This is a genomic window from Bradyrhizobium sp. McL0615, from assembly GCF_049993905.1.
GTDB lineage: Bacteria > Pseudomonadota > Alphaproteobacteria > Rhizobiales > Xanthobacteraceae > Bradyrhizobium.
In genome coordinates this window covers 6,313,500-6,331,927 of the sequence record NZ_CP188254.1, presented here as the reverse complement: position 1 = coordinate 6,331,927, position 18,428 = coordinate 6,313,500, and the positions used below count along the sequence as shown (strand labels likewise).

Here is an 18,428-nt window from a genome sequence, read left to right as displayed (position 1 = left end):
CATCGCCCCGGAACGACGACGATAATTACCGTTGCGTGAAAAAGCCCACCAGCGCGTCGGTGAAGGCGTGCGGCTGCTCGACGTTGGAAATATGTGCGGCATCGAGGATGGTCATGCTGGCCCCGGGAATCCGGCTGCGCATGAATTCGCCGTCCGCGACCGTCGTCGACATGTCATGGCGGCCGGCGATGACCAGCGTCGGGCTCTTGATCTTCGGCAGCAGTTCGCGCTGATCGAGTGTCGACAGCGCCTCGCAGCAGGCGATGTAGCCTTCGACCGGCGTGGTCAGCATCATCGCCTTCATGTTGGCGGCGATCTGCGGCTCGCGCTCGCGAAAATCCGCGGTCAGCCAGCCCGCCATCACGGCGTCGGCGACCGCTGCGATGCCGCCTTGCTTCACCGCCTTGATGCGGTCGTTCCAGCGTGTCGGGTCCGGGTAGTAGCAGGTGGTGTTGGCCAGCACGATCTTGCCGAACCGCTCGGGCGCGTTGGCGCCCAGCCATTGCCCGACCATGCCGCCCATCGACAGCCCGCACCAATGGGCTTTTGCGATGTTGAGGTCGTCGAGGATCGCCAGCACGTCGCGGCCGAAACGCTCCAGCGAATACGGCCCCGCCGGCACGTTCGACTTGCCATGGCCGCGCCGGTCGTAGCGGATGACGCGGAACAGTTGCGTCAGCGCCTTCATCTGCGGCTCCCACATCTGCATGGTCGAGCCCAGCGAATTCGACAGCATCAGCGTCGGTCCGCCGTCGCGGCCTTCGACGGATACGTTGAGCAGGCACCCGTCGGCGTCGATCATCGGCATTGAAGTTCTCCGGTCTCTTACTTGTCGTCGGTTGAAGCGAGCAGGCGGTCGATCAGGGCCTGCGAAGCGCCCTGATAGGCCATCGGCTCGAACAGCGCAGCGATTTTATCAGCGCTGAGCTGAGCGATGATCTTGGCATCCGCCGTCAGGACGTCGCGCAGATGCTTCTTGTCCTTGACCGCCTTCTTGCTCGCCGCCTCGATCAGATGATGCGCGTCGCTCTTGCCGATCTTCTCGGCGAGCGCAAAGGTGACGGCTTCCGCCATGATCAGCCCATGCGTGGCGTCGAGATTGGCGCGCATGCGCACCGCGTCGATCTCCAGCCCCTCGGCGATATCGACGATCGCCGCCAGCGCACCCGAGGTGACCAGCATCAGCGTCGGCAGCGTCGGCCATTCCGCGTGCCAGGGGCCGGCGCTGCGCTCATGGTCCTGCACCTGCGCCGCAAAGATCGTCGCCGCGAGATTGGGGGCCATGGTGGCCGCCGCCAGCGCGCTGGCCGCCGCGACCGGATTGCGCTTGTGCGGCATGGTCGAGGAGCCGCCGCGGCCTTCGCCGGATGGTTCGAAGGCTTCGCCGACATCGGTCTGCATCATGAGCGAAACGTCGCGCGCGATCTTGCCGCAGGTGCCGGCGATAATGGCGAACACCGAGGCCGCCTCCGCGATGCGGTCGCGGTGGGTGTGCCAGGGTGCATCAGGCAGCGGCAGCTGAAGCACCTCGGCAAGCTTTTCCGCGACCTGCAAGCCCTTGTCGCCGAGGGCGGCGAGCGTGCCGGCCGCGCCGCCGAACTGCAGCGCCAGCGTCTCGCGGCGCAATCGCTGCAGCCGCAGCTTCGAGCGGTGCAGCGCCGCGGCATATTCGGCGAGTTTCAGCCCGAACGGCATCGGCAGCGCATGCTGCAGCCAGGTGCGGGCGACGACAGGGGTATGGCGGTGCTGACGCGCCAGTCCGGCAAAACCTGCGATCGCGCGATGGATATCGGCGAGCAGCGCGTCGATGCCGGCGCGAAGGCCGAGCATGGCGCCGGTATCGATGACGTCCTGGCTGGTCGCGCCCCAATGGACATAGCGCGCCGCTTCGGCATCCGCCTTGGCAACATTCGAGGTCAGCGCCTTGACCAGCGGGATGGCGAGGTTGCCGGAGCGGGTGGCGGCGTCGGCCAGGGCTGCGAGGTCGAATGATTCGGCCCGGCACGCATTCGTGATCGGCCCGGCCGCGCTTGCCGGAATCACGCCGAGCGCGGCCTCGGCGCGCGCCAGCGCCGCCTCGAAATCCAGCATGTTTTGCAGGGTCGCGGCGTCGTCGCAGACCGTGCGCATCGCCGCGCTCGACAGCATCGGAGCCAGCAGGGGGGAAAGGGACGTGCTCATCTGCGCGCGACCTAACCATTACGGCCTGTCGCTGCCAATGCCCTTGTAGGTCCCGCTCTGCTGCGGTTGCGAATATGCATCGCTCATCGCCGCGGGCGGCCTTCCTTTTGGCCCGGCCGTGCTTTACTTGGGGGAGATCGATTTAAGGCGATCCAGGAGGCACCCCCAATGGCCATGACGATGAACGGCGAAGTCCAGCTCGCGGCGCCGCGCGAGGCCGTGTGGGCCAAGCTGAACGATCCGGAGGTGCTGAAGGCCTGCATTCCCGGCTGCGAGGAACTGGAAAAGACCGAGGACAACGGCTTCCGCGCCACCGCCAAAATGAAGGTCGGGCCGGTCTCCGCCCGCTTCAAGGGCAAGGTCAATTTGACCGATCTCGACCCTCCCAATGGCTACAAGATCTCGGGCGAAGGTGAGGGCGGCGTCGCCGGCTTTGCCAAGGGCGGCGCCACCGTGGCACTTGCCGAAAAGGATGGCGGTACCCTGCTGAGCTATAATGTCGAAGCCCAGATCGGCGGCAAGCTCGCCCAACTCGGTCAGCGCCTGATCAACGGCGCGGCCAAGAAGCTGGCCGACGAGTTCTTCGCCAATTTCGCCAAGGCCGTGCAAGGCTAAGCGTAAGGCTGATCAACGCTGATTCTGTGCGGCCGGCCCCGGTCGAACAGGCCCGTCAAGTCACTCAGGCCATGCCCCAGGCGAGGGGCTCCTGAGGTTGCTCATTACCGGGATGGCCCATATCATGGGCTTTGGAATGACTTTAAACGCCTGCGCGGCCGATATGCGGCGGTGCAGCCCAAGAGAGTGCTGATGGCCAAGATTTCCCTGATCGTGAACGGTAACCCCGTAAACGCCAATGTCGACCCCCGTACCCTTCTGGTCCAGTTGCTGCGGGAAAATCTGCGGCTGACGGGCACCCATGTCGGCTGCGACACCTCGCAATGCGGCGCCTGCGTCGTGCATCTCGACGGCAAGGCGGTGAAGTCCTGCACCACGCTCGCGGTCATGGCCGACGGACACGAGGTCAAGACCATCGAGGGGCTGGCCGCCGACGGCGCGCCGCTGCACCCGATGCAGGAGGCCTTTCGCGAGCATCACGGCCTGCAGTGCGGCTTCTGCACCCCCGGCATGATCATGACCGCGGTCGATCTGGTCCATCGCAAGGGCCATGACCTCTCCGACCACGTCATTCGCGAAGAGCTGGAAGGCAATCTGTGCCGCTGCACCGGCTACCAGAACATCGTTGCCTCGATCGCCGCGGGCGCCAAGGCGATGGCCAAATCCGATCTCGCTTAATTGATTTCATCGCGACCGCGATCAGGAAGTTCTCAATGTACGAATTCAAATATCACCGTCCGGCGACCGTGCGGCAGGCCGCCAATCTCTTGGTGAAGAACGAAGATGCCAAGGTGATCGCCGGCGGCCATACGCTGGTGCCGGTGATGAAGCAGCGGCTCGCGAGCCCGCCGCATCTGGTCGACCTCTCCCATATCGAAGGGCTCGACGCCATCGAGATGAAGGGCCGTTCGCTGGTGATCGGCGCAACCGCCAAGCATGCCGACGTCGCGACATCCGCGATCGTCGGCGAAGCCATTCCGGCGCTCGCCGAGCTCGCCGCCCAGATCGGCGATCCCGCGGTGCGCCACAAGGGCACCATCGGCGGCTCGCTCGCCAACAACGACCCGACCGCGGATTATCCGGCGGCCGTGCTTGCACTCGGCGCCACCATCGTCACCAACAAGCGCCGCCTCAAGGCGGAAGAGTTTTTCCAGGGGCTGTTCACGACCGCACTCGAAAGCGACGAGATCATCACCAAGGTGATGTTCCCGCTGCCGAAGAAGGCGGCCTACATCAAGTTCCGCAACCAGGCTTCGCGTTACGCGCTGGTCGGCGTGTTCGTCGCCAAGCGTCCGTCGGACGTGCGTGTCGCCGTCACCGGCGCAGGCTCGGACGGTGTGTTCCGCGCCATTGCGTTCGAGGAAGCGCTGAAGAAGCGTTTTTCGCACAAGGTGCTCGACGGCATCTCGGTGTCCGCCGACGGGCTGAACAGCGACCTGCACGGCAGCGCCGAATACCGCGCGCATCTGATCGGCGTGCTGACGCGCCGCGCCGTCGAAGCCGCGACGGCGAAGTAGGTTTGCCGTCCCAAGAGCGTTTTCGAGCGAAGTGGATACCGGTTCGCGTGAAGAAGACGCGTCAAAACGAGAATCTGGTGCCCGGTTCTGATTCAATCAGAACCGAAAAGGCTCCTGGCTTATCAAGATTGGCTTTTCCATGAGTGCATCGGCGCTACCCACATCCGTCGATGCGATGCTGGAGCTCCTGACCTCGCGCGGCTATCTGGCCGAGCGGTCGCTGGCGACGGTGACCTATCTGTCGCTGCGCATGGGACGGCCGCTGTTTCTCGAAGGCGAGGCCGGCGTCGGCAAGACCGAGATTGCAAAGGTTCTGTCAGCGGCGCTCGGGCGCAAGCTGATCCGCCTGCAATGCTACGAAGGCCTCGACGTGGCCTCCGCCGTCTATGAGTGGAGCAGCGCGGCGCAGATGATCGCGATCCGGCTGGCGGAAGCCGCCGGCGATACCGACCGCGACCAATTGTCGTCGGACATCTTTGCCGAGCGCTTTCTGATCAAGCGTCCGCTGCTGCAGGCGCTGGAGCCTGACGTCGCCGGCGCGCCGGTGCTTCTGATCGACGAGCTCGACCGCGCCGACGAGGCGTTCGAGGCGTATCTTCTGGAAATCCTCAGCGACTTCCAGGTCACCATCCCCGAATTCGGCACTATCAAGGCGCCGCAGCCGCCGATCGTTATCATCACGTCCAATCGCACCCGCGAAATCCATGACGCGCTGAAGCGGCGCTGTCTCTATCACTGGGTCGATTATCCTGACGCCGAGCGCGAACTGGCGATCGTCAAGTCGCGCGTGCCCGGTATCTCTGCGAAACTCTCGCAGCAGGTCGTCCGCTTCGTGCAGGCGCTGCGCGACCAGGATTTCTACAAGTCGCCGGGCGTCGCCGAGACCATCGACTGGGCCACCGCGCTGACCGAACTCGACGCCCGCTCGCTGACGCCGCAACTGGTCGGCGACACGCTCGGCGCGCTGCTGAAGTACCAGGACGACATCGCGCGGATGCAGGGCGACACGCTGCAGAAGGTTTTGAAGGAAGCGACGAGCGACTGAGTTCGTCATTCCGGGGCACGCGAAGCGTGAACTAGGATGTGCAATTGCACATCATAGTTCGCGCCAAGGGGCGCGCCCCGGAATGACGATAGAGATTGGTCTCATGACAAATATCGACCACCTCAATCCTCCCACCGGCCATATGGCCGACAACGTCGTCGGCTTTGCCCGCGCGCTGCGCGCGGCCGGGATTCCGGTCGGCCCCGGCGCCGTCATCGATGCGCTCAACGCGCTGCAGGCGATCGAGATCGGCCACCGTGCCGACGTCTACACCACCCTGGAGGCGATCTTCGTCAAGCGGCGCGAACATATGCTGATCTTTGCGCAGGCGTTCGGCCTGTTCTTCCGCGCCGCCGAAGACTGGAAGCACATGCTGGATTCGGTGCCGCTGCCGGACCACGCCAAGAAGAAGCCGCCGCCGGCCTCGCGCCGCGTGCAGGAGGCTTTGGCGCAGCCGTCGATGCGCGATGAGGCGCCGCAGGTGCAGGAGCAGGAATTGCGGCTGTCGGTTTCCGACAAGGAGGTCCTGCAGAAAAAGGATTTTGCGCAGATGAGCGCGGCCGAGATCGCCGAGGTCACCCGCGCCATCGCCAACATGAAGCTGCCGCAGGCCGAGTTGCGGACCCGTCGCTACCAGCCCGACGCCAAGGGCCTGCGGCTGGACATGCGCCGCACCTTGCGCAGTTCGCTGCGCACCGGCGGCGAGATCATCGACATCAGAAAGCTCGGCCGGATCGACAAGCCGGCGCCGATCGTGGCGCTGCTCGATATCTCCGGCTCGATGAGCGAATATACTCGCCTGTTCCTGCATTTCCTCCATGCCATTACCGACGCCCGCAAACGGGTGTCCGTGTTCCTGTTCGGCACGCGGCTGACCAATGTGACGCGTTCGTTGCGGGCACGCGACCCCGACGAGGCGCTGGCGAGCTGTTCGTCCTCGGTCGAGGACTGGGCCGGCGGTACCCGGATCGCGACCTCGCTGCACACGTTCAACAAATTGTGGGGCCGGCGGGTGCTCGGCCAGGGCGCGATCGTTCTCCTTATATCCGACGGGCTAGAACGGGAGGCCGATGACAAGCTCGCCTTCGAGATGGACCGGTTGCACCGCTCCTGCCGCCGCCTGATCTGGCTGAACCCGCTGCTGCGCTACAGCGCCTTCGAGGCCAAGGCCCAGGGTATCAAAATGATGCTGCCGCACGTTGACGAATTCCGCCCGGTGCATAACTTGACTTCGATGGAGGGGCTGATCGGGGCGCTTTCCGCACCGCCCCCGCCGCACCACATCAGTCGCATCCGCTCCGCAGCTTGAAAGGGCCTCACATGCTCAACCGCGACGAAGATATCCTGCAGGCCGCCGAGAACTGGCAGAAGGCCGGCCACGGCGTGGCGCTGGCGACCGTGGTCGAGACCTGGGGCTCCGCGCCGAGGCCGGCCGGCTCCAGCCTCGTCATCAACGATGACGGCACGTTTTTAGGGTCCGTCTCGGGCGGCTGCGTCGAGGGCGCCGTCGTCACCGAAGCGCTGGACGTGATCGCCAGCGGCAAGCCCAAAATGCTGGAATTCGGCGTCGCCGACGAGACCGCCTGGAATGTCGGATTATCCTGCGGCGGAACCATCCGCGTTTTCGTCGAGAAGGTCGGTCAGTCGTGAAACTGGAAACCCTGACGCAGGTAAACGTTGAGCGCGCCGGGCGCCGGCCGGTCATCGTGATCACCGATACCGCCAATGGCGAGCAGCGGCTGGTGAAGGCCAAGGATATCGCGACCGATCCCCTGGGCGCTGAACTGTCAAAACAGCTCCGCATGGGCAAGAGCGGCATGGTCGAGAGCGGCGGCAAAAAGCTGTTCCTCAATGTCTACGCGCCGACCGCGCGGCTCGTGATCGTCGGCGCGGTCCATATCAGTCAGGCCTTGGCGCCGCTGGCGCGCTCGCTCGACTATGACGTGACGGTGGTGGACCCGCGCACGGCCTTTGCAAGCCCCGAGCGCTTTCCCGACGTGCCGCTGATCGCCGAATGGCCGGACGTGGCGCTGCCGCCGCTCAACATCGATCACTACACGGCGTTCGTCGCGGTGACGCACGATCCGAAGATCGACGATCCGGCGCTGCTGCACGCCTTTGCGCGCGACTGCTTCTATATCGGCGCGCTGGGATCGCGAAAAACCCACGCCAAGCGCGCCGAGCGGCTGAAGGCGCAAGGGGCATCGGACGCCGACATCGCGCGCATCCATGCGCCGATCGGGCTTTCCATTGGCGCGGTGTCGCCGTCGGAGATCGCGGTCTCGATCATGGCCGAGATCACCGCCGAGCTGCGGCTGCCGAAAGAAACCGCGAAGGTTCAGGCAGCATGAAGTTCGGTCCCGCCAGTCCGGCCGACGCGATTGGCGGCGTCACCGTGCATACGCTGCGGCAGGGGTCACTGGTGCTCAAGAAGGGCACCACGGTCGGCCCGGCCGAGGTTGAGGCGCTCAAAAAGGCGGGCGTGAAAGAAGTCGTCGTGGTCCGGCTGGAGAAAGGCGACGTCTCCGAGGACGAGGCTGCCGCCAGCATCGCGCAGGCGGTTGCGGGCGAGGGCGTCAATGTCGAGCGCGCCTTCACCGGCCGCTCCAATCTGTTCGCGGCGCAGGCCGGCGTGCTGGTGGTCGATCGCGCCGCGGTCGATCGCATCAACGGCGTCGACGAAGCCATTACGTTTGCGACGCTGTCGGCCTTCAAGCCGGTGGTCGAAGGCGAGATGATCGCGACCGTCAAACTCATTCCGTTCGGTGTCGAAGCCAAGCTGCGCGATGCGGCCGTCGATGTCGCGGGCAAGGACACACTGCGCATTGCGCCTTATATGATCAGGAAGGTTGGCGTGGTCTCGACCTTGCTGCCGGGGCTCGCGCCAAAGGTGATCGACAAGACCCTGCGGGTGACGGCGGAGCGGCTCGCGCCTGCCGGTGCCAGCATCATTGCCGAGCGCCGCGTGCCGCACGACGAGGCTGATCTGGCGGCATCGATCAAGGAATTGCTCGGCCTCGGCGCCGAACTCGTGATCGTGTTCGGCGCCTCCGCGATCGCCGACCGCCGCGACGTGATCCCGGCCGCGATCACCGAGATCGGCGGCAAGATCGAGCATTTCGGGATGCCGGTCGATCCCGGCAATCTGCTGCTGATCGGCAGCGCCGGTGGTGTGCCGGTGCTGGGCGCGCCGGGTTGCGCGCGCTCGCCGGTTGAAAACGGTTTTGACTGGGTGCTGATGCGGCTTCTCGCCGGGCTCAAGGTCACGCGCGCCGAGCTGACCGGCATGGGCGTCGGCGGTCTCTTGATGGAAATCGTCACGCGGCCGCAGCCGCGCACCGTGGCCGACCTCGAAGCCAACCGCAACGTCGCTGCCATCGTTCTGGCCGCCGGGCGCTCGACCCGGATGGGTGGTCCCAACAAGCTGCTCGCGGAACTCGACGGAAAAAAGCTGGTGCGGATCGTGACCGAGCAGGCGCTGGCCTCCAGGGCAACGGATGTCATCGTCGTCACCGGCCATCAGGCTGACCTGGTCGAGCAGGCGCTGGCGGGCCTTAACGTAAAATTCGTCCGCAATCCGGATTTCGCCGGTGGGCTGGCATCCTCCGTCAAGGCCGGCATCGCGGCGGTGTCCGAAAAAGCCGACGGCGCTGTCGTCTGCCTCGGCGACATGCCGCTGATCTCGGCCAAACTGATCGACCAGCTGATCGAAACCTTTGCGCCGGATCGCGGCCATCTGATCGCCGTCCCCGTCAGCGACGGCCGCCGCGGCAATCCGGTGCTATGGTCGAGGCGTTTCTTCAAGGAGCTGATGACGCTCGACGGCGACGTCGGCGCCCGTCACCTCATCGCCAAGCACGCCGAGGCGGTGGCAGAAGTCCCGGTCGATGGCCAGAGCGCCTTCCTCGACATCGACACCCCGCAGGCGCTCGAGGCGGCGCGAGGGTCGTAGCCTACGTAGGGTGGGCAAAGCGTAGCGTGCCCACCATTCAAGGCAGTGCTCGACGATAGGTGGTGGGCACGCTTCGCTTTGCCCACCCTACGAAGCGTTCCGTTCACCAAGTTGAAACTCCCTCCCGGCTAGATTCTTCCCGTTACCTCGGGGGAGGGGATTTTGATCGTTTCGACCGTCGCGGCACGGCGCCGCGCGCTTTTTATCCTTGCGCTGACGTTGATACTGGGCGTCTCAGGCTACATCACCGGGGCATGGGCGGCGGGCGCATTCGCCGTCGGCAAATGCGGCGCCTACGGCAAGGCCTACGACTATCCCGCTGAGGAAGCCGCGCGCGCCGCGGCGTTGAAGCAGTGCAAGGGCAATTGCACCGCCATAGCCATGAAGCGCGCCTGCGCCGCGTTCGCGGTCGACATGGCCAATCCGTGCGGCGCCCACGGCTATGCCGTAAAGCCGAAAATTTCCAGTTCGCTCAACGCGGCGACCAAGAAATGTTACGAATTCGGCGGCAAGGAATGCGTGATCCGCGCCTGGGCCTGCGACGCCAAGGGGTGATATACTGATCTCATCCTGAGGAGCGCGCCCTTGCGCGCGTCTCGAAGGATGGACGCGGGCCACATGGTTCTCCTGGCGATGCGAAGCATCGTCCGGATCGGCGCTTACGCGCCTCCTCACCATGAGGGGCTGAGTTCCGTGCAATCCTAACGGTGCAGACAATCTCATGCAATTCGACACCAAGATCGCGGTCGTGATCCGGACCGATCTCGAACCGTGGCAGAAGCTCAACGTCGCTTCGTTCCTCGCCGGCGGCATTGCTGCCGCGTTTCCCGAATCCATCGGCGAACCCTATGGCGACGGCTCAGGCACGAAATATCTGTCGCTGATCGGCCAGCCGATCCTGATCTATGGCGCCGACCGGCCAGCGCTTTCCCGCGCGCTCGAACGGGCGCTGGCACGCAACGTCACGCCCGCGGTCTATACCGAGGACATGTTCAAGACCACCCACGACGCCGCCAACCGCGAGGTGGTACGCGCCGTGATTCGCGCCGAGCTCAATCTGGTCGGGCTCGCGATGCGCGCCAAGCGCAAGGTGATTGACAAGATCGTCGACGGACTGAAGTTTCACAGCTAGCGCGTGGCGCCGATAAATTCAAAGCGGCCGGCCGGCGTCTGCTTCGAAGGCTCATGCAAGGATGTGAGCAGCATGATCAGGAAGGCTGAAGAACGAGATGCGTCCAGTCTGGCTGCGGTGAGCATCGAGGTCTGGGTGAACACCTATCTCCGCGATGGCGTCAGTCCGTTATTCGCGGACTATGTTCTTGCGGAATTCACGGCGCAGAAGTTTCACACCGCGATCGGCGATCCCGATCTGGCGATCTGGGTATCGGAGAACCGGAGCGGAATTGATGGTTTCGTGAAGCTCTGTTCGGCGGCCACATCCCCGCTGCCCGGTTGCTCGCCGCTGGAAATCATGACCCTGTATGTTCAGCCGCGGCATCAGTCGGGTGGAAGGGGCGGCGCGCTGTTGCGTCATGCCCTGGACCACTGCAGGCACATGGGCGCCGAAAGCGCCTGGCTGAAGGTCGAAGCCGAAAACCGCCAGGCCATCGACTTCTATGTACGACATGGTTTTACCCGGATCGGCTCCACGGATTTCGTGATCGCCGATCGGGCTTACGAAAATTACGTGATGAGAACGAATCTCCGGCATCGCAATGACTGACCTGCGACGGCGCGGGGCAGGTGGTTCAGCCTTCACTGGCGCGAAAGTCTCGACCGTGATTGCTGCGCCCGAAGGAGGCCAAACGGGTCTTCCCGCTGGGCCAGCTTCCGGTAGCCGGCCAGATCATTCTCCTGGAGCGCCGGTCCTTCGCCACGTCGCCCAACAGAACCCGTGGCTGGTCCCAGCGCCAGCGAGGTGCCAACACCCGCATAAAGGTATCGATTCCCGTAAGCCTGCTTCAATGCTGCGAAGGTCGGCTCACCGGTGCAGTGGCCCGGAGCGATGCTCTCCACCTTGAACGTGTCCTTGAGCGCTGCCACGGCTTTGGCAATGACCTCGTCGGGAGCGACGACGAGGTGGAAGCCGCCGGCAATCAAGCGAATTTTCGGATTGATGGCGGTCGCCGCCTCGACGATTTTTTCGATCCCGGGGTGCGAGCAGCCGACCACGAGCACGATGCCGTCCGATGTGTTCACGGCGAGCGACAACTCCTTGAGCTCTTTCGTGCCAGGGGCATCGGACACAAGCGCCAGCAGCGTAATGCCGGGGGCGATTTCCGTTGTCTTGTCGATAAGCTCGATATTGGCTCGCGGCCAGACCGTGCCGAACTTCATGACTTCCGGCGGCTTGCCGCCGTAGTAGCGCATCTCTGAAGGCAAGGTCTCGTCCTTCCGGTAGAAGCTCGACGGCAGCGCCGAACCGTAAATGCCGAATCCTTCCCTGGGTGCGTAGATCTTCACCGTCGGATTCACGCTCAGAACATGGTTCAGGCCAGCCATGTGATCGGAGTGGCGGTGTGACAGCACCACGAAGTCGATGCTGGTGAGGTCGATGTTCTTTGCCTTGACGTTGGCTGCGAAGATGTCCGCGTCGTTGCCGGTGTCGAACAGGATTCGCTTGCCGGAGATTTCCACGAGCGCGGAGAAGCCCCAATCCTTTTTCATCGCTGCATCTGTGCCGAAAGCGTCGTAGAGGATGGTGATCTGGCCAGCGGGCTCAGCCGCCACGCTGCGCGCCGGGGCAACCAGGACGGCAGCGCCGGCAAGTGCGGCGGCAAGAAACAGCGTTGTACGAAGTCCCATGGAAGTTCCTCCTCTTCGAGGTCCCCATTGCCCATGCCTGCAACAATCTCATGCGAGTCGCGATCGGGCGTCTGCGTCAATCTCGCCCGTCGTGCAGTCGATCTCATCTCGCGCCAAGGCGGCTTAAGTGATCAGCCGGTCGCGGGGACCATTCGGGACTCTTTCGATCAAGACGTTGCCCGCTGGTCAGCGCGCTGGAAAACTACGCTCCAGCCCCGCAGGTGTCACTACCAAAGTCGGGATTGCGATGCGCGCCGAGTGCAAGTGATCGACAATATCGTCGGCGGGTTGAAGTTTAACTGCGAGCGTGCCGGCGGCCTTGCGAGGCAGACGCAAACCGCAAATACTCCTGCCAGTTGGATTCCCGGAGGGGAGTCCGGCCAAGAAAGCCCGGGAGCGGGCGACAAGGGAGAGAACTTCATGGCGCGGGAAACCGGGGGCAATACGGCTGGCGGCAACAGTTTCGATACCAGCCGGCGGAGATTTTTGGGCAGTTCAGGCCTGGCGGCGATCGGCGCCGTGATCGGCGGCGTCCTGCCGCTGTCGCGCGACGGCATAGGCATTCCGCAGGCCCACGCGCAGGCGGCTCCGGCCGCTGCGCCAGCCGCAGCGAAGGGACCACAATACCTGAAATTCCCCGGCAAGAACGAAGGCCTCGTCGTGCTCGGCGAAAAGCCGCTGGTGGCCGAGACGCCGGAAAGCCTGCTCGACGACGACACCACGCCGATCGAGAAATTCTACATCCGCAACAACGGGCAGATTCCCGAGGAGGCAAAGGATCCCGACGCCTGGAAGATCACCATCGACGGCGAGGTCAACAACAAGATCGAGATCACGCTCGGCGAACTGAAATCGAAGTATAAGGCGGTGACGCGCCGCATGGTGCTGGAATGCGGCGGCAACGGCCGCGCCGGCTTTTCGCCGCCCGCGCGCGGCAACCAATGGACCAATGGCGGCGCGGGCTGCGCCGAATGGACCGGCGTTGCGCTCGCCGATCTGCTCAAGAAGGCCGGCCTCAAGCCCAGCGCGAAATACACCGCGCATTACGCCGCCGATCTGCATCTGTCGGGCGATGCCGGCAAGCCGACCATCTCGCGCGGCGTGCGCATCGAAAAGGCGATGGATCCGAACACGATGATCGTGTGGGCCATGAACGGCAAGCCGCTGCCGAACATCCATGGCGGGCCGGTGCGCCTGATCGTGCCGGGCTGGGCGGGCTCGGCCTCGCAAAAGTGGCTGACGCGCATCACTATCCGCGACAAGGAGCATGACGGCCCCGGCATGACGGAGTTTTCCTATCGGACGGCGATCAAGCCGATGGTGCCTGGGGGCAAGGCCGATCCGGCCAATTTCCGTATCCTGGAATCGATGCCGGTGCGCTCCATCATCACCAATCCCGCGAACGGCGCCAAGTTCGCCGCCGGCACCAAGGAGCTGAAACTGCGCGGCGCCTCCTGGGCCGGCGATCTCACCGTGAAGCAGGTGGATGTCTCGACCGATTTCGGCGCGAGTTGGCAACGGGCCACGCTGGAAAAGCCGAAGAACAAGTATGACTGGCAGCGCTGGACCGCGACCCTCAAACTGCCGACCGACGGCTATTTCGAAATCTGGGCGCGCGCCACCGATTCCAAGGGCGCGATGCAGCCGCATCAGGCCGGCTTCTGGAATCCGCAAGGCTATGGCGGCAACGCCATGCAGCGCATCGCCGTGCTGGTCGGATGACGGTGCGCTTGGCGTGGCTCGCTATGGCCGGCATGCTTTGGGTTTCGCCGGCCATGGCGCAAACGACTTTCACCCCGCGCGAGGAAAGCCCGGAGGAGTTTGCCGCGGGCGCCGGCCGCGACGAGACCTTTTACGCCTGCACCGCCTGCCACGGTTTCCGCCTGGTGGCGCAGCAGGGCCTGACGCGCGCGCAGTGGGAGGATTCGATCAACCTGATGATTCGCCGCCACAACATGCCGCCGCTCGACGACAAGGACCGCGACAAGGTGCTGAACTATCTGGAGACCGCCTATCCGCCGCGCGCGCCGGCCGGCCGGGGAGGCTGGGTGAACCCGTTTGCGAAGTGAATGCCCGGATATGAAACAAGCGGCCCGACAGGGAACGCCAGAGGTGCCCGGATAACGACGACCCCAAAATCACACGGGATGTGGAATTGTAAGTCCTGCTTATGCCCTTGACGCAGACGCGCTCCCGGCCAGAATGGTTGCCGGCTTGCGCCGGGAGGCGGTCCGATGAGGTTCTTGATTACTGCGCAGGATACGGCGGGAAACGTGACCCTCAATCGGGCATCGGTTCCGGCTGCGTTGAAGAAAGCCGGGGAGTTGATCTCGGACGGCTGCTGGAACGTCGAGATCGTAACGCCCGACGGCGCCACCTATCAGCCCGGCGAGTTCGATCAGTTGCGCGAGCGCGCGGGCCCGGCGGGCGCCGATAGTTCGCTGACCGCGTAATAGCGGACGCCCATTCGATCCGCCGGCAGGCCCCGTCCGCACGCATCAGATGCGTCGGCTCCTTTGACTCACGCTGCTCATCCTGCAGTCGCGTCGGGAATTACCCCTCCAGGGTAAATCCAACCCGCAAGGTGACCTGGTAGTGGCGCACCGATCCCTCTTCGATGTGACCTCGCGTTTGCACCACTTCGAACCATTTCATGAAGCGAATGGTTTTTGACGCGCGGGTGATCGCATTCTGAATGGCATCCTCGATGCTTTTCTCGGAAGAGCCGACGAGTTCGAGGATCTTGTAAACATGGTCATGCATTTCGGCGGGAGCTGGCACGGCGAACCTCCGTTGTCAGGTGCAGGGAGCAATCCGGGTTATCTCCCCTGGCGGGTCTTGATCCGACGTGAGCCAACGCCATGCCCTCATCCGGGTTCCGACGACCCGTCATGATTGGCGGGGCAGGGGGTTGGACCGTCTGATAGGCGCGCGCCTGAGAGGATGTCCATCCAGCGTGGCCGCGCCATGGCTTCGGTGTCAGGCGGCACCCCACCAAATGGTTCAGTTTCGCGCTTCCACGCATGCCCTGAAGTTCGTTATGGTGCGGGCCAAATGGTCCCGGAAGGCTCCTGGACTTGCATTTCAAGGGAGTGAGCACATCATGAAACGCCGTACATTTCTCAAAGGCGGCGCCCTGGCCGGCGCGACGACGCTGGTTGCGGCGCCTGCGATCGCGCAAAGCTCACCCGAGATCAAGTGGCGCCTGACCTCGAGTTTTCCGAAATCGCTCGACACCATCTTCGGCACCGCGCAGACCTTTGCGAAATACGTCGCTGATGCCACCGACAACAAGTTTCAGATCCAGACCTTTGCGGCGGGCGAGATCGTGCCCGGCCTGCAGGCGCTCGATGCCGTGAGCTCGGCTACCGTCGAGATGGCGCAGACGCCGCTCTATTTCTACATCGGCAAGGAGCCGGCGCTGGCCTATGCCACGGGCGCGCCGTTCGGCATGAACCATCGCCACCAGCATTCCTGGTGGTCGTTCGGCGGCGGCGCCGAACTCTGCAACGAGGCGCTGAAACCCTTCAAGACGCATGCGATCCTGTGCGGCAACTCCGGCACGCAGATGGGCGGCTGGTTTCGCAAGGAGATCAAGACGGTCGATGATCTCAATGGCCTCAAGTTCCGCATCGCCGGCATGGGTGGCCACGTGCTCGCCAAACTCGGCGTGGTGCCGCAGCAGATCGCGGGTGGAGATGTATATCCGGCGCTCGAGAAGGGGACAATCGACGCCGCGGAGTTCGTCGGCCCTTACGACGACGAGAAGCTCGGCTTCTACAAGGTCGCAAAATACTACTACTTCCCCGGCTGGTGGGAAGGCGGCGCCATGCTGCACATGATCGTCAACGACGAGAAGTGGAATTCACTGCCGAAGCAGTACCAGGCGATCGTCAACCAGGCTGCCTCGGCCGCGGGCGCGTGGATGATCGAAAAATATGACAGCGTCAATCCGGCCGCGCTGAAGCGGCTTATCGCCGGTGGCGCCGAGCTGCGCGCGTTCCCGCAACCGGTCATGGAGGCCTGCTACAAGGCAACCCAGGACCATCTGAACGAGATCGCGGAGAAGAGCCCGCTGTTCAAGAAGACCAAGGAAAGCCACGACGCGTATATGAAGGAAGTGCTGTTCTACACGCAGATCGCGGAAAATTATTACGACAACTATCTGCTCGGCAAAATGCGCAAGGGGTGAGTGCGATCGGGAGCTCGGAGTTTCCGGTTGGTTTAGGGCGCAACGCTGATTAGCGAAGCGTAATCCGCCATCTCATGTGAGATGCACCGGCGGATTGCGCCCGCGGCTAACCGCCTGCGCGCTGCCTCCGTCCGCTCTTACCCCGAACATTCACCGACACGATAACGACGTCCGCCATGGGCCACAGGCGGAATCGGGCATAGCTGCGTCTCCACGTTGCTTTATACTGGTAGAGCAGAAGAGCAGGGGGACGTACGATGAACCACCTGAAGGAGCTCGTTCGCGGCCAGGAATCCGCGAAAATCTACTTGCCTCCATGGGTCGAACGCTTGGCGGACCTCGGCATCACGTCGAAGGATCCGCAGGTGATACGGCTGCAGCGGCTCACGAATATCTTCTCGTATGCCTCCGCGTTTTGCGCCGCTTCGCAGTTGATAGTCGGTGCCCTTCACGAGTTCACAGCTTTCCTTATCCTGCATATCATTCTTGCCACGACTGCCATTGCATTGCTTTTTATTCACCGTCTGCACCGGTATGGGCCCAATCTGGGCGCTCATATGCTGGTGGTGATTGATCTTTCCTGTCTCTTCTTGATGAACTGGGGCTACGGAAGCAACGGCCAGATCTACGTCTATTATACGCTGGCTGGCGGCGTCCTGATCTTCATTTTTGGAGTGGAGCATTGGCGCACTTATGCAGGTTGGCTTGCCGTCGCCGTCGCCTGCATGCTGGTATCGATGAAACTTGCGCCGAGGGAAGGACTGTTCCTTCCCGAGAACCATGCGCTGCGCGAACTCATAGCGGCGCATGCTTTCCTCAATACGCTAACCGTCATGGCGTTCATGGTCTTCTTTGCAGTAGCGACCCTGCGCAAGGTGGAGACTGGGCTACAGGCCCAGTATGTCCGCTCGTCTGCGTTGATGAACACGGTGTTTCCTCCGCCGATCGTCGCACGGCTGACTTCGGGCCAGGAGGACCGCATCGCCGATCGGATCGAGGGGCTAACGGTCCTGTTCGCCGATGTCGTCGGTTTCACGAAGGCGGCGCACGATCTGCCGCCAGAGGAGATCATCGATTATCTCGACGGCATGGTGCGCTGCTTCGATCGACTCTGCGCCGAAAATAACGTTGAGAAGATCAAGACTATCGGCGATCGCTACATGGCGGCCGGCGGCCTGACCGGCGACTCGCGCGGGCAGGCCGTCGCGACTGCGAAGCTCGCCCTCGCGATCCTGCGATCCCAAGCTGATCTCCCCGCGCTGGGCGGCAAGCGTCTCGCGTTACGGATTGGCCTCCACACCGGCAGCGCCACGGCAGGCATCATCGGTGACACCCGATTCACCTACGACGTCTGGGGCGATGCCGTAAACATGGCCTCGCGTATGGAAGCGCACAGCATGCCAGGACGAATTCAGGTCTCCGACGCGTTTCGCGCCATCGTCCAGGATGCGTTCTGTTTCGACGAGCGGGGCATCGTCGAGATTCGTGGCATCGGCCCGACGCGCACCTGGTTTCTTGGACATGAGATACTGCCGGTATCCGCTTCGGGAGATCAATCTCGGCAAATTGAAACGTCTGCTTCACTACCGACAGTGAACCCGATCAACTCGTCGCGCTGACATAGGGAATGCTGGCGACGATCGCGAACAGCAATATCGCGTTGCACAGCATGCCGCCCAGATGCAGCCGCCGCAGCCGGCGCACCGCGGCGGCGTCGCCGGCATCCCTGGCGCTGAGCTGGGCGTCCCACTGCTGCAGAAACCAGCCCCGCGCCCAGAGCGCGAAAGCCGCGATCAAGGCAACGCCAATCGCGAAAACCGGTCGACCCGTCAGCGCAAAGGTCACCGTCCCGATGCCGCCGGCAATGCCTGTCATCAGAAAATGGACATTGAACATGCCGCGCAACAGCTGGGTGACTTCTGCAATGTCGAGCTTGACCAGCAGAAAGGCGGGCGCCGCCAGAAAAAAGTAACCCATCGGAAAAAGCAGGATGACAATGGCGGCCAAGGCGATGCCGTCTGACGTCATGCGGTCACCCTTTCTTTTCTTTTTTCCCGCCAGGCGAGGGCGCCTCTGGCGGCAGCTTGCAACAATACCCGCTGATATCCTCGGCACTATTAG

21 protein-coding genes are annotated in these 18,428 nt (G+C 63.6%); 16 read left to right on the top strand and 5 right to left on the bottom strand.

What is annotated here, in order from left to right; translation table 11 throughout:
* Positions 1 to 25: 25 nt before the first annotated feature.
* Positions 26 to 808 carry a 3-oxoadipate enol-lactonase gene (pcaD, locus tag ACPPVP_RS30570; RefSeq protein ID WP_426527300.1) on the bottom strand — a complete coding sequence of 261 codons (783 nt, stop codon included), beginning with the start codon at positions 806 to 808 and terminating at the stop codon, positions 26 to 28.
* Between the two features lie 17 nt (positions 809 to 825).
* Positions 826 to 2,181, bottom strand: coding sequence for a 3-carboxy-cis,cis-muconate cycloisomerase (locus ACPPVP_RS30565; RefSeq protein WP_426527298.1), 1,356 nt, complete (start codon positions 2,179 to 2,181; stop codon positions 826 to 828).
* Between the two features lie 168 nt (positions 2,182 to 2,349).
* On the opposite strand from ACPPVP_RS30565, the gene ACPPVP_RS30560 reads away from it, so the two are divergent.
* The 11 genes from ACPPVP_RS30560 (at position 2,350) to ACPPVP_RS30510 (ending at position 11,033) form a co-directional block, all read left to right on the top strand.
* On the top strand, positions 2,350 to 2,796 hold the full coding sequence (locus ACPPVP_RS30560) for an SRPBCC family protein (RefSeq protein WP_426527296.1): 447 nt from the start codon (positions 2,350 to 2,352) through the stop codon (positions 2,794 to 2,796).
* Between the two features lie 192 nt (positions 2,797 to 2,988).
* Positions 2,989 to 3,474 (top strand): (2Fe-2S)-binding protein, encoded by a 486-nt coding sequence (locus ACPPVP_RS30555; protein ID WP_426527294.1) that lies wholly within the window; start codon positions 2,989 to 2,991, stop codon positions 3,472 to 3,474.
* 35 nt (positions 3,475 to 3,509) lie between these two features.
* Positions 3,510 to 4,313, top strand: coding sequence for an FAD binding domain-containing protein (locus ACPPVP_RS30550; RefSeq protein ID WP_426527292.1), 804 nt, complete (start codon positions 3,510 to 3,512; stop codon positions 4,311 to 4,313).
* Between the two features lie 139 nt (positions 4,314 to 4,452).
* Positions 4,453 to 5,358, top strand: coding sequence for an AAA family ATPase (locus ACPPVP_RS30545; protein ID WP_426527290.1), 906 nt, complete (start codon positions 4,453 to 4,455; stop codon positions 5,356 to 5,358).
* 103 nt (positions 5,359 to 5,461) lie between these two features.
* Complete coding sequence (locus tag ACPPVP_RS30540) at positions 5,462 to 6,667, top strand: vWA domain-containing protein (protein ID WP_426527288.1); 1,206 nt, start codon at positions 5,462 to 5,464, stop codon at positions 6,665 to 6,667.
* An 11-nt stretch (positions 6,668 to 6,678) separates the two neighbouring features.
* Entirely contained in the window at positions 6,679 to 7,008 is a 330-nt protein-coding gene (locus ACPPVP_RS30535; RefSeq protein WP_025589337.1) for an XdhC family protein, read from the top strand.
* Positions 7,005 to 7,709: an XdhC family protein gene (locus ACPPVP_RS30530; RefSeq protein WP_426527286.1), complete on the top strand. Its 705-nt coding sequence runs from the start codon at positions 7,005 to 7,007 to the stop codon at positions 7,707 to 7,709. The genes ACPPVP_RS30535 and ACPPVP_RS30530 overlap by 4 nt, the downstream gene beginning before the upstream one ends.
* Complete coding sequence (locus tag ACPPVP_RS30525) at positions 7,706 to 9,310, top strand: NTP transferase domain-containing protein (RefSeq protein ID WP_426527284.1); 1,605 nt, start codon at positions 7,706 to 7,708, stop codon at positions 9,308 to 9,310. Before ACPPVP_RS30530 ends, ACPPVP_RS30525 begins: the two co-directional genes overlap by 4 nt.
* Before the next feature lie 165 nt (positions 9,311 to 9,475).
* Positions 9,476 to 9,865 carry a DUF4189 domain-containing protein gene (locus tag ACPPVP_RS30520; protein WP_426538151.1) on the top strand — a complete coding sequence of 130 codons (390 nt, stop codon included), beginning with the start codon at positions 9,476 to 9,478 and terminating at the stop codon, positions 9,863 to 9,865.
* 166 nt (positions 9,866 to 10,031) lie between these two features.
* On the top strand, positions 10,032 to 10,442 hold the full coding sequence (locus tag ACPPVP_RS30515) for a DUF2000 family protein (protein ID WP_426527282.1): 411 nt from the start codon (positions 10,032 to 10,034) through the stop codon (positions 10,440 to 10,442).
* Between the two features lie 72 nt (positions 10,443 to 10,514).
* A complete protein-coding gene (locus tag ACPPVP_RS30510) occupies positions 10,515 to 11,033 on the top strand; it encodes a GNAT family N-acetyltransferase (protein WP_426527280.1) in 519 nt (172 codons plus the stop codon).
* A gap of 32 nt (positions 11,034 to 11,065) precedes the next feature.
* Here the strand turns inward: ACPPVP_RS30510 and ACPPVP_RS30505 are convergent, their stop codons facing one another.
* Positions 11,066 to 12,115 carry an MBL fold metallo-hydrolase gene (locus ACPPVP_RS30505; protein WP_426527278.1) on the bottom strand — a complete coding sequence of 350 codons (1,050 nt, stop codon included), beginning with the start codon at positions 12,113 to 12,115 and terminating at the stop codon, positions 11,066 to 11,068.
* Positions 12,116 to 12,535: 420 nt separating this feature from the next.
* On the opposite strand from ACPPVP_RS30505, the gene ACPPVP_RS30500 reads away from it, so the two are divergent.
* From ACPPVP_RS30500 to ACPPVP_RS30490, 3 genes are all read left to right on the top strand, one after another.
* Positions 12,536 to 13,837, top strand: a complete 1,302-nt coding sequence (locus tag ACPPVP_RS30500; protein WP_426527276.1) for a sulfite oxidase — start codon at positions 12,536 to 12,538, stop codon at positions 13,835 to 13,837.
* 53 nt (positions 13,838 to 13,890) lie between these two features.
* The gene (locus ACPPVP_RS30495) at positions 13,891 to 14,184 is read left to right on the top strand and encodes a hypothetical protein (protein WP_426527274.1); all 294 of its coding nucleotides are present in this window, start codon (positions 13,891 to 13,893) and stop codon (positions 14,182 to 14,184) included.
* A gap of 165 nt (positions 14,185 to 14,349) precedes the next feature.
* Positions 14,350 to 14,568, top strand: coding sequence for a hypothetical protein (locus ACPPVP_RS30490; RefSeq protein ID WP_426527272.1), 219 nt, complete (start codon positions 14,350 to 14,352; stop codon positions 14,566 to 14,568).
* Positions 14,569 to 14,668: 100 nt separating this feature from the next.
* Here ACPPVP_RS30490 and ACPPVP_RS30485 read toward each other — a convergent pair whose 3' ends face one another.
* A complete protein-coding gene (locus tag ACPPVP_RS30485; protein WP_426538149.1) occupies positions 14,669 to 14,878 on the bottom strand; it encodes a dodecin in 210 nt (69 codons plus the stop codon).
* 340 nt (positions 14,879 to 15,218) lie between these two features.
* On the opposite strand from ACPPVP_RS30485, the gene ACPPVP_RS30480 reads away from it, so the two are divergent.
* Together ACPPVP_RS30480 and ACPPVP_RS30475 are read left to right on the top strand one after the other, a co-directional pair.
* Positions 15,219 to 16,307, top strand: a complete 1,089-nt coding sequence (locus ACPPVP_RS30480; protein ID WP_426527270.1) for a TRAP transporter substrate-binding protein — start codon at positions 15,219 to 15,221, stop codon at positions 16,305 to 16,307.
* 257 nt (positions 16,308 to 16,564) lie between these two features.
* Entirely contained in the window at positions 16,565 to 17,926 is a 1,362-nt protein-coding gene (locus ACPPVP_RS30475) for an adenylate/guanylate cyclase domain-containing protein (protein WP_426527268.1), read from the top strand.
* Here ACPPVP_RS30475 and ACPPVP_RS30470 read toward each other — a convergent pair.
* Positions 17,910 to 18,335, bottom strand: a complete 426-nt coding sequence (locus tag ACPPVP_RS30470) for a hypothetical protein (protein ID WP_426527266.1) — start codon at positions 18,333 to 18,335, stop codon at positions 17,910 to 17,912. The genes ACPPVP_RS30475 and ACPPVP_RS30470 overlap by 17 nt on opposite strands.
* Positions 18,336 to 18,428 lie beyond the last annotated feature (93 nt).

Coding starts and splice junctions, on each gene's coding strand:
- pcaD (WP_426527300.1), bottom strand. CDS start 808: ATGCCGATGATCGACGCCGACGGGTGCCTGCTCAACGTATCCGTCGAA.
- ACPPVP_RS30565 (WP_426527298.1), bottom strand. CDS start 2,181: ATGAGCACGTCCCTTTCCCCCCTGCTGGCTCCGATGCTGTCGAGCGCG.
- ACPPVP_RS30560 (WP_426527296.1), top strand. CDS start 2,350: ATGGCCATGACGATGAACGGCGAAGTCCAGCTCGCGGCGCCGCGCGAG.
- ACPPVP_RS30555 (WP_426527294.1), top strand. CDS start 2,989: ATGGCCAAGATTTCCCTGATCGTGAACGGTAACCCCGTAAACGCCAAT.
- ACPPVP_RS30550 (WP_426527292.1), top strand. CDS start 3,510: ATGTACGAATTCAAATATCACCGTCCGGCGACCGTGCGGCAGGCCGCC.
- ACPPVP_RS30545 (WP_426527290.1), top strand. CDS start 4,453: ATGAGTGCATCGGCGCTACCCACATCCGTCGATGCGATGCTGGAGCTC.
- ACPPVP_RS30540 (WP_426527288.1), top strand. CDS start 5,462: ATGACAAATATCGACCACCTCAATCCTCCCACCGGCCATATGGCCGAC.
- ACPPVP_RS30535 (WP_025589337.1), top strand. CDS start 6,679: ATGCTCAACCGCGACGAAGATATCCTGCAGGCCGCCGAGAACTGGCAG.
- ACPPVP_RS30525 (WP_426527284.1), top strand. CDS start 7,706: ATGAAGTTCGGTCCCGCCAGTCCGGCCGACGCGATTGGCGGCGTCACC.
- ACPPVP_RS30515 (WP_426527282.1), top strand. CDS start 10,032: ATGCAATTCGACACCAAGATCGCGGTCGTGATCCGGACCGATCTCGAA.
- ACPPVP_RS30510 (WP_426527280.1), top strand. CDS start 10,515: ATGATCAGGAAGGCTGAAGAACGAGATGCGTCCAGTCTGGCTGCGGTG.
- ACPPVP_RS30505 (WP_426527278.1), bottom strand. CDS start 12,115: ATGGGACTTCGTACAACGCTGTTTCTTGCCGCCGCACTTGCCGGCGCT.
- ACPPVP_RS30500 (WP_426527276.1), top strand. CDS start 12,536: ATGGCGCGGGAAACCGGGGGCAATACGGCTGGCGGCAACAGTTTCGAT.
- ACPPVP_RS30495 (WP_426527274.1), top strand. CDS start 13,891: ATGGCGCAAACGACTTTCACCCCGCGCGAGGAAAGCCCGGAGGAGTTT.
- ACPPVP_RS30490 (WP_426527272.1), top strand. CDS start 14,350: ATGAGGTTCTTGATTACTGCGCAGGATACGGCGGGAAACGTGACCCTC.
- ACPPVP_RS30485 (WP_426538149.1), bottom strand. CDS start 14,878: ATGCATGACCATGTTTACAAGATCCTCGAACTCGTCGGCTCTTCCGAG.
- ACPPVP_RS30480 (WP_426527270.1), top strand. CDS start 15,219: ATGAAACGCCGTACATTTCTCAAAGGCGGCGCCCTGGCCGGCGCGACG.
- ACPPVP_RS30475 (WP_426527268.1), top strand. CDS start 16,565: ATGAACCACCTGAAGGAGCTCGTTCGCGGCCAGGAATCCGCGAAAATC.
- ACPPVP_RS30470 (WP_426527266.1), bottom strand. CDS start 18,335: ATGACGTCAGACGGCATCGCCTTGGCCGCCATTGTCATCCTGCTTTTT.